Here is an 8,086-nt window from a genome sequence, read left to right on the forward strand (position 1 = left end):
TCGCGGCCGCCGAACGCGCCGACCTGGTCGCGCTCGCGGAGGACGGCACGGTCACCTTCACCGCCGGGCTCCTCCCCTCGACGCTGGTCCACGACGCCTGCTGGGCCGAGCGCAGCGCCGGTCACGCCGCGCTCGCGAAGGTCGTGGACGATCCGGTCGAGTCGGTACGGCACCGGGCGCTCGCCACCGACATCCCCGACGAGGCCCTCGCCGCCGAGGTCGCCGCGGCCGCCGATCTCGCGCGCCGCCGCGGCAACAGCGCGCTCGCCGCCGAACTGGCCCTGCTCGCCGCCGAGTCGACGCCGATGCGGCACGCCGCCCAGCGGATCGCCCGGCTCGTCGACGCCGCCGAGGAGGCCGCCCGCGCGGCCCGCGCCGACCTGGCGATGCGGGCCGCCACCGATCTGCTGGCCCGGGACGCGACCCCTTCCGACCGGGTACGGGCCCGGCTCGCCGTCCTCGACACCGCGGGCCAGGGGCTCACCGGGCTCGACGAGATGTACGTCCACGCCATGGAGGACTCCGAGGGTCACACCGCGCTACGGGCCGCCGTGCAGCTCCGGCTGGCCGTCAAGTACGTGCTGGCGGACGGCGATCCGCTGCGTTCGCGGGCCGCGGCCGTCGAGTCCGCCGCCCTGGCCGCCTCCATGGGCGACCCCCGGACGGCCGCCCAGGCCCTGACCGTACAGGCGCGGATGGACCGGGCACTGGGCGCTTCGGACGCGGAATCGGTACTGGCCCAGGCGCGGGGCCTGGAGATGGCCGAGCGGCCGCTCGGCATCCGCAACGCCGCACAGATCCTGACGATCCGTCACGCCCTCTTCGACGACCGGCTGGCCGACGCCCGCGATCAACTCAACGCCCTGCTGCCGCTGGTGCGGCGGCGCGGCTCGGTCGAGGACACGATCGAGCTGTTCTCCACGCTGGCCGCGATCGAGTCCCGGCTCGGGGCGTGCGCGGCGGCCCTCACGCACGCGGGGCAGGCCCTCGCGCTGACCCTGGAGGCGGGCCTCTCCCCCGGACCGGCCTGGTACACGCTGGCGCTCGCCGAGACGGCGGGGGGCAGCTTCGGGCGGGCCGCGAGCTACGCCCGGCGCAGCGTCCAGGCGTCGGAGGAGGAGGGCGACCGGGTCTTCCTCTCCCGCAGCCTCTACGCACTGGGCCGCGTCCAGCTGATCAACGGGGACGTCGCCTCCGCCCTGGAGACCCTGCGCCGTGTGCAGGCCAACGAGCGCGCCCAGTCGACGGTGGACCCGTCGATGCTCCGCTGGCACGAGGAGCTGGCCGAGGCGCTCCTCGCCAACGACGCGGCCCAGGAGGCGGCCGACCTGCTCGCCGAGGTGCGTCCGGTGGCGGAGCGCCTGGGCCGGACCACCGTGCTCCTCGGCTGCGACCGGGCGCACGCCCTGTATCTGGCCGCGGGCGGCAGGACGGACGAGGCGGCGGAGCTGCTCACCGGCACCGCCGAGCGGTTCGCCGAGGCCGGGCTGCCGCTGGAGCACGGCCGGGCGCTCATCGCGCTCGCCCGGGTGGAGCGCCGGCGGCGGCGCCGCTCGGCGGCGCAGAGTGCGCTCCAGGCGGCGGCCGCGGTGTTCGAGCGGGCCGGGGCGGCTCCGTGGCTGACCCTGACGAGCGAGACCCCGGCGGGGGAGGACGCCCTGCCGGCGCTCTCCTCGCTCACGGACGCGGAGCTGCGTCTCGCCCGTCTGGTGGGGCAGGGTGCCAGCAACCAGGAGGCCGCCGCGAAGCTGTACCTGAGCGTGAAGACGGTCGAGGCACGGCTGACCCGGATCTACCAGAAGCTGGACGTCCGCTCCCGCGCGCAGCTGGCGAGCGCCCTGCGCGGCTGACCCCGGGCAGGCCGGTCCGACGCCCCACGCGGCCGACCCCCGGCAGGCCGGTCCGACACCCTCCACGGAGGCCGGGCAGCCGGTCAGCCGGTTAGCCGGGCAGTCGGTCAGACCGTGAACGGCCGCTGCCGCAGGAACGCGGCCGGGGGACTGCCGATCAGATAGAGGTTCGGGCTCTGGGTGGCCGGCAGCCGGCTCTGGATCGCGCGGTGGAAGGACCGGTATCCGCCTCTGAAGGCGCCGCCCTGCCACACGTCGAGGAGCGCCCCTGTGAAGGCGCCGTTGACCTGGCCGTCGGAGGCGACCTGGTTGTCCTGACAGGCCGAGATGAGGACCGCCGACGGCTCCGGGGCCTCGCCGAACGGGCCCGCCACCTCCTCGGACGCCTCCTTGAGGGAGCGCTGCAGCTCCTCGAAGAATCCCCGGTCCCGTTCGTAGATCTGCTGCTGTCTCGGTACGGGCATCAGCCTGATCCCTGTCTCGGGGAGCGGAGCCCCCGGAAGCTCGATGCCGCTGCCGCTGTGGCAGCAGTCGAGCAGGACCACGATCCGGACGCCCTCGGCGAAACCCCGGAGTTCGCGATGGAGCTCGTCGTCGAGGAACTGACGGTCGTAGAGGACGAGGGTCTCGTCGAGGGCGTCCGGCTCCTCGTCGGCCCCCGTGACGTCGGGAACCTGGCCGCCGTGGCCGGAGTAGGTGAGGAGCAGGATGTCGTCGGGGGCGAGCTCGCCCGCGGCCTGGCGCAGCGCCGCGGTGAGGCGGTCGACGGTCGCGTCCGCGGTCATCAGGACGGTCTCGGAGAAGCCTGCGGCGCGGGCGAGCCGGGCCATGTCCCGGGCATCGTTCTCGCAGGCCACGAGGGCGCCGTCCCAGCCTTCGTAGCGTTCGGGGTCGACCGAGTTGAGTCCGGCGTGGATGGACAGACCGGCGGGCATGGGGTGCCTCCTTGGTCCGAGGGGAGAGATCGGGGGGAGCGGAGGGAGTGCACGGGGGGGCGTCTGATCGAGTGGCCTGCTGCCCGGCGCCGAGCGCGGCCCTTCATGCGCGGTACCTACATCGTATGAACGCAACCGATCCCCCGCCCACTCCGCCACCACCGCGGTCCGGCGGACCGCGCCGCGACTCGCTGGCCGACCGCACCGGCTACGACGAGGGCTTCCTGGGCCCCGTCGTGCCGCTGCCCCTCCCGGCCCGCACCGCGGTCGAGACGGTGATCCTGCCGTACACCCACTTCACCGTGGTCTTCCGGCCGGACCGGCGGCTGGCCGCCTCCACCGCGGTGTGCATCGAGGGCGAGCAGCTGCTCGACGACGTACCGCGGGACGACGTCTGGGAGTTCGATCCGCGCCTGCCCGCGGAGGTGCAGGCGGGGGGTGACATCTACCGGAACAACAGCCTCGACCGGGGGCATCTGGTGCGCAGGCTCGACCCCGTGTGGGGCACCGCGGCCGTGGCGGGACAGGCCAACACCGACACGTTCTACTACACGAACGCCGCCCCGCAGTCGGACGTGTTCAACCAGGGCAAGCAGCTCTGGCAGGGCCTGGAGAACTATCTCCTCGACCACGCCACCGAGTTCGACCGGAGGCTGACGGTGCTCACGGGGCCCGTGTTGCAGGATTCCGACCCTCCCTACCGGGGTGTCCAGGTGCCGCTGCGCTTCTGGAAGGTGGTCGCGTTCATGCAGGACGGGGCGCTCGCCGCGACCGCGTACGTCCTCGACCAGAGCCCCGATCTCAGTCGGGACGCCGAGCGGGCGCTGGCCGGGGCGAAGGCGGGCGCGCCGCCGCCGCTCGGGCCGTTCCGGACGTACCAGGTGCCGGTCTCCGACGTCGCGGAGATCACGGAGCTGGAGTTCGGGCCGCTGCCGGACGTCGATCTCATGCCGCTGCCCCGGGCGCCGGAGGACCGCTGGTGGCGTCTGGAGTCGTACGACGACATCGTCATGCAGGGCTGAACCCGCGCGGCGGGCCCGGGCGGACGCGGCGGAACGCCCGTTTGCCACCGTCTCCGCCCGGTGAAACCATGACAGGTATCAGTCAGTCCGTCCGACGCTGTGCAGGGACCGCCGGGCAGGTGCGGTATGCCGCTCACCGAAACGGAATGGGGACTCGTCACCCACTGGGTGCGGGACTACCTCCTCGACACCCCCGATCCCCACACCCGGCTGCGGCGCAGCGGTCTCTCCGCGGACTTCGTCGAGGACCTCCCGCTCACCCCGGACCGCGACGAGAACGCGCGCCTGGTGGTGCGCGGCGCGCGCAGGGACATCGCCCACCAGCGCAGGCTGCTGGCCGCCCTGGCCGGGCTCGACACGCTGACGGGGGCCGACGCGCCCGGGGCGGTCGAGGCGCGGGGCCTGCTCACCCGGCTGCGGCAGGACGAGGAGGTGCTGCGCTCCTCCCGGGACCCCTTCGGCGCCCTGGTCCTCGGCAACGGGACCGAGGTCTTCATCGACCGGGCCGAGCTGCGCGAGAAGCTGCGCGGCTTCGTGGCCGATCCGGAGCAGACGGTGCTGGTCGTGGACGGCGAGCCGGACAGCGGCCGCTCGTACTCGTACCGCCTCATCCGCCATCTCGGCCAGTACTGCGGGTTCCGTCCGGTACGGGTGACCCTCTCGCGCACGTCGACGGCCGCCCGCCTGGTGACGCGGCTCGCGGAGTTCGTGGCGGGGCCGGAGGCGGACGGTTTCCCGTTGAATCCGACCCGGTTGAACGATCCACTGCCCTCGGTCGACGACGCCGTGCACCGGATCGTCAGCCGCGCCACGGCTGCTCAGGACCGGTTCTGGCTGGTGCTCGACGAGTGCGACAAGCTCGATCCGAACGCGGACGTCTGGGACTGCATCGGCAAGCTCGCGCTGGCGATCTACGAGCACACTCCGGTACGGAAGGACGCGGTGCCCCGGCTCGTCCTGCTCGGCTACTCCCCCAGCACGCGACAACTGCCGTACGACATCCGCAAGAACGAGTGCCGTGACACGGCGCGGATCGTGGGCGAGGACGATCTGCGGGCGTACTTCCGGCAGTTCTTCGACGAGGAGCGCCACGCGACGGACGACGGGCTGCCCTCGGGCCCCATCCCCGAGCTGGTGGAGAGAGCCGTCACCGAGGTCATGTCGGCGGCCGACGCCCTCGGGACGGAAGAGAGTTACATGCGCCGGGTCTGCACCGCCGTGGAGGAGACGGTACGGCGCCACCGCGGGGGAACCGGTGGCGGTGACGTCGACGGCGTGTTCCGCCGGGTGGTGCCGGCGTTCCCCGGCACGCCGCCGGTCCTCCCGGAGCTGCGGCAGGCGTACCGTGAGGCGGCCTGTCTCCTGGAGGCGTTCGACCCGGCCCGGCTCCGGTTGCCCGGGGAGAGCGAGCCGACCGGGCGCGCCGCCCTGGCGCTCGTCGACGACTGCACGGCGCTCGCCCCGCATCCCTCCCAGGCCTGGGTCCTCAAGCCGGAGGTCCGTGAGCGGACGCTGAGCGGCCTCGAAGGCCCCCGGGCCGCCCGGCGGGCCCTGGAGGCCAATATCGGTCTCGTCCCGGGCGGGCCGGGGCCGGAGCGCACCGCACTCGCCCTGCTCTCCGACGCCTCCCCCGATGTCTCCGCTCAGGCCTCCCCCGATGTCGCCCCTCACGGCCCGCCCGGTGCCGCCGCCGGCGCCTCCCCCAGTGGCTCGCACAGGGACTCGCACACGGACTCGGCGGGTGTCTCCACCGGTGGCGTCATCGGTGCCTCTACCCGGCCTCCGGTGCAGGACGTCGAGGCGCTCGCGGACACCCTGCAGGCCGTGCTGTGGCTGAGCCGGATCCCCGGCACGACCGGACTGCCCGACGTGGACGACGTACAGCATCGCCTGGAGCGGGCCCGGTTGCTCCAGCCGATGCGGCGGCTCGTCCAGGGCACCTTCCACGGGCGCCGGCGCGAACTGGACTCCCTGCGCTCCTACATCGCGCTTCCCGCCGAACCGGCGGAGCCACCGGTGCTCATCCACGGCGTGGGCGGCATCGGCAAGAGCACCCTGCTCGCGAAGTTCCTCGTCGACAGCCTCCACGCGTCCCCCACCGGATTCCCCTTCGCCTACATCGACTTCGAGCGGCCCACACTGTCCATCCACGAACCGGCCACGGTGATCGCCGAGATCGCCCGTCAGCTCGGTATCCAGTACCAGGACCACCGCGCCGCGTTCGACGCGCTCGCCGACGAGTGCGAGGAGACCGCCGCGTCCCAGCGCGGCGAGCGCGACCAGTTCGACGATCTCCACCAGCTCTCCGCCACCCGTGCGACGCTCGGCCGCGACTACTCGGCCGGATTCCACGCCCGGGCCAGCGCTCGTGAGCAGGAGCTCGCCCAGAAGGTCGCCGGGCTGGTCGCCGAAGCCGTACGCGACCCCGATCCGGCGGTCATGGACCCACCGCTGGTGATCACCCTCGACTCCTTCGAGGAGGCCCAGTACCGCGGTTCGCCGGTCATCGGCCGCATGTGGGCCATCTGGACGGCCCTGCGCGCCGCCTACCCCCGGCTGCGCTTCATCGTCTCCGGCCGGGCCCCCATCGACCACCCCGCCAGGGTGCTCACGCCCCGCGTCATGGAGCTGGGCGAATTGGAGGAGCCGGCGGCCGTGGAGCTGCTGACGTCCAGCGGCGTCGACGACGAGACGGTCGCCCGGGACATCGTCGACCGCGTCGGCGGCCATCCCCTCAGCCTCAAACTCGCGGCCCGGGCCACAGCGGCCCTCGGCGCCGGCTCCGCCTCGCTGAGCGAGCTGCTGGAGAGCCTTCCCTCACGTCGGCGCTACTTCCACCACAAGGTCGACCAGATGCTCATCCAGGGCACGCTGTACGACCGGATCCTCAACCACATCGCGGACGACGACCTGCGCGCCACGGTGCAGGCGGGCCTGGCCCTGCGGTACATCACCCCGGAGCTGATCCGGGACGTCCTCGCCGGGCCGGCCGGGCTGCACGTCGACACCCCCGAGCAGGCTCGCGGTCTCTTCGGCCGACTGGTCTCCCGGCTCGACCTGATGGAGTCGGCCGGGCCCCAGGCGGTACGGCACCGGGCGGACCTCCGCTCGATCATGCTGCGGCTCTCGGACACCGCGCGCACCGATCTCATGCGGGCCGTCGATCACAGCGCGGTGGCGTACTACGCGGCCCGCGAAGGCGCCCGGGCGCGCGCCGAGGAGATCTACCACCGGCTCAGGCTCGGCGAGAACCCCCGTACGGTGGAGCGCCGTTGGGAGCCCGGTGTCTCCGGGCACCTGGCCGGGGCCGACCGGGACATGCCGGCCCGCTCGGCCGCGTTCCTGCTGGGCAGGATCGGCGGACACGTACCGGACCGGATCATGGCCGAGGCCGACCAGGACGACTGGGAGCGGATCGCCGCCCGCGAGGTCGAGGACCTGCTCACCCAGGGGTACGTGGAGGCGGCGGCGGAGCGGCTCGCCGAGCGCCGGCCGTGGACGCCCTGCAGCAGGCTGCACGCACTGCTGGTGGAGACGCTGGCGAGGTCAGGGAGGGCAGGGGAGGCGCGGGAGAGCGCGGAGCGGGCCGTGGACCGGGCGGGCGAGGCGGGATACGTCGAGACGCAGCTGGAGCTGCTGCAGCTCTCCGCCCGACTCGCGCAGGACGAGGGCGACTTCGCCGACGCCGACCGTGATCTGCAGGAGGCGGAGGACCTCGCGGCCGGTCTCGGCCTCGCCCACGAGTCGATGGGCGTCCTGGTGGCCCGGTCGCGTCTGGCCGCGCTGTCGGACGAGGGCTCCGCCGAGCTGGACGGGCGCCTGGCCCGCTCGCTGCGGGACATGCCGGACGAGGAGCTGGCCCGGCAGCCGGCGCTGGCCCGCGCCGCGGCGGCCTCGGCGTCCCGGGCCGATCCCCGCCTCCTGGAGCACACCCTGAGGCTCGTGGGGCTTCCGGCCGACGACACGGCGGTCGTGGAGGCCCTCGCCCGCTGGATCGACACCGCCATGGCCGACGAACCACAGTTGCGGGAGCCCCTGACCCGCATCCTGGAGTCGGCGGCCGGTACGCCAGGGCAGGAGTCGCGGCCCGGCGCCGGGCCGCGGCTCGGCCTGTCGCACGCCTCGGTCGAGGAAGCCCTGTGGGAGGCGCGCAGGCGAGGGACGCTGGACAGCCTCGCCTGGCGGGCGCTGATGCTCCGCGACCGCAGCGGCGACCTGGTCGAAGGCGTCGCCGCCGCCATGGACGCGGGCTCTCCGGCCCGCGGGCCCTGGGCGGACG

At 73.9% G+C, this 8,086-nt stretch carries 4 protein-coding genes; 3 read left to right on the top strand and 1 reads right to left on the bottom strand.

Annotated elements, in window-relative coordinates:
* Positions 1 to 1,850: LuxR family transcriptional regulator (locus tag J7E93_RS35005; protein WP_251067531.1), on the top strand; the 1,850-nt coding region annotated here is incomplete at its 5' end.
* Between the two features lie 107 nt (positions 1,851 to 1,957).
* Here the strand turns inward: J7E93_RS35005 and J7E93_RS35010 are convergent.
* Positions 1,958 to 2,785, bottom strand: a complete 828-nt coding sequence (locus J7E93_RS35010) for a caspase family protein (protein WP_215074073.1) — start codon at positions 2,783 to 2,785, stop codon at positions 1,958 to 1,960.
* A gap of 125 nt (positions 2,786 to 2,910) precedes the next feature.
* Here J7E93_RS35010 and J7E93_RS35015 point away from each other — a divergent pair, with 125 nt between their 5' ends.
* Together J7E93_RS35015 and J7E93_RS35020 are read left to right on the top strand one after the other, a co-directional pair.
* Positions 2,911 to 3,807 (top strand): DNA/RNA non-specific endonuclease, encoded by an 897-nt coding sequence (locus J7E93_RS35015; protein ID WP_215074074.1) that lies wholly within the window; start codon positions 2,911 to 2,913, stop codon positions 3,805 to 3,807.
* 126 nt (positions 3,808 to 3,933) lie between these two features.
* Positions 3,934 to 8,086: ATP-binding protein (locus J7E93_RS35020; protein WP_215074075.1), on the top strand; the 4,153-nt coding region annotated here is incomplete at its 3' end.

This window comes from Streptomyces sp. ISL-36 (assembly GCF_018614205.1).
Lineage (GTDB): Bacteria > Actinomycetota > Actinomycetes > Streptomycetales > Streptomycetaceae > Streptomyces.

Bases quoted from the DNA above. Each gene is read 5' to 3' on its own strand.
- J7E93_RS35015 (WP_215074074.1), top strand. From the start codon at position 2,911: ATGAACGCAACCGATCCCCCGCCCACTCCGCCACCACCGCGGTCCGGC.
- J7E93_RS35010 (WP_215074073.1), bottom strand. From the start codon at position 2,785: ATGCCCGCCGGTCTGTCCATCCACGCCGGACTCAACTCGGTCGACCCC.